General features: G+C 62.7%; 1 protein-coding gene and 2 pseudogenes. All 3 read left to right on the top strand.

Features of this window, described 5'->3' with window-relative positions; translation table 11 throughout:
* Positions 1–250: pseudogene (locus JCM25156_RS25355) on the top strand (phosphate ABC transporter permease PstA); the annotation flags it as partial.
* Positions 247–1,032 (top strand): phosphate ABC transporter ATP-binding protein PstB, encoded by a 786-nt coding sequence (pstB, locus tag JCM25156_RS16000; protein WP_025813890.1) that lies wholly within the window; start codon positions 247–249, stop codon positions 1,030–1,032. The pseudogene JCM25156_RS25355 and the gene pstB, both read left to right, overlap by 4 nt.
* A 377-nt stretch (positions 1,033–1,409) precedes the next feature.
* Positions 1,410–1,633 (top strand): annotated as a pseudogene (locus tag JCM25156_RS32735) (hypothetical protein); the annotation flags it as partial.

The raw sequence follows: 1,633 nt of genomic DNA, 5'->3' as shown, positions 1-1,633 counted from the left end.
TATCCTGCTGGCGCTGGCCCGCGTATCGGGGGAAACGGCGCCTTTGCTGTTTACCTCGCTTGGCAACATGAACTGGTCGGTTTCGCCCACGGCCCCCATGGCCAGCCTGCCGGTCACCATCTACCAGTACGCCGGCGCGGCCTATGCGGACTGGACGGCGCTGGCCTGGACGGGCGCGCTGCTGATTACGGCGGGTATCCTCATGATCAACATAACCGTGCGGCTGGGGCTGGGACGTAACAGGAAATGAATATGACAGTCGCGGAAAAGAACCCGGCGCCCGCGGCGATTGCCGTGCGTAATCTGGATTTCTATTACGGCGCGAACCACGCGCTGCGGAACATCTCCATCGATTTCCCGCAGGGGCAGGTCACGGGCATGATCGGGCCTTCGGGCTGTGGCAAGTCCACCCTGCTGCGCGTGCTGAACCGGATGTACGATCTCTATCCCGGCCAGCGTGCGACGGGAGAGGTCATTTTTGATGGCTGCAACATCCTGGGGCCGAAGGTGAACCTGAACGTGCTGCGCTCGCGCGTGGGCATGGTGTTCCAGAAGCCCACGCCGTTCCCCATGTCGATCTATGACAACATTGCCTTCGGCGTGCGCCTGCATGAACGTCTGGACCGTAATGCGATGGATGCGCGGGTGGAGGACGTGCTGCGGCGCGTCGCCCTGTGGCCGGAGGTGCGTGACAGGCTGCACGATTCGGCCGCCGCCCTGTCCGGCGGGCAGCAGCAGCGGCTATGCATTGCGCGCACCATAGCCACCCGCCCCGAAGTGGTGCTGCTGGACGAGCCGACCAGCGCGCTCGACCCCGTCTCGACCGCGCGGATCGAGGAACTGCTCGATGAACTGAAGGCCGATTTCACCATCGCCATCGTCACCCACAACCTGCAGCAGGCCGCGCGCTGCGCCGATCAGGTCGCCTTCTTCTACATGGGCGAGGTGGTGGAGGTGGACAGTGCTGACCGCATGTTCACCGCCCCGCGTGAAAAGCGCACGCAGGATTATATTACCGGCCGCTTCGGGTAGGGGCGGCGGTCCGGGCTCCTTACACTTTGTAGCAAGTTTGCCCACATTGAACGCATCGCCTGCTATAGCGTTATCTTTACAGGCCTTGCATGACCTTCCGGGGGCAGGCAGGGTATGGCGTAAGTTATAACAGGAGTAGACTTGGTTCCCATGATGAAGAAAATGATTCTGGCCGCCACCCTCGTCGGTGGTCTGGCCGGCCTGTCCGGACAGGCCCTTGCCGCGCATCATGCCCCCCACCAGGGTCCGGGCTGCTTTCCCGGTGGTCCGGGTGGCTTCAATGGCATGCCGTTCCTTTCCAATGTCCAGCTGACCAATGCGCAGCAGAAGAAGCTCAAGGCCATCCTGAACGACAGCACCCCGATTTCCATGCTGACATGGAGCAGGAGCACCAGCTTCACAAGCAGATCCAGGACCTGCTGGCGACGCCGGGCAAGGTGGATGAGGCCAAGATCACCAGCCTCCAGCAGCAGATCGAGACCCTGCACCAGCAGCACGAGGCCGCGCACCTGCAGACGGCCATCCGCATCCATGACATCCTGACCGCGGACCAGCTCAACCAGATCCGTGAGACGCAGGACAAGGTCGCCAGCCTGCACGA

It is taken from the genome of Komagataeibacter kakiaceti JCM 25156 (assembly GCF_000613305.1).
Note: the sequence above shows the minus strand (reverse complement) of the source record. Positions and strands in the feature narration are given on the sequence as shown.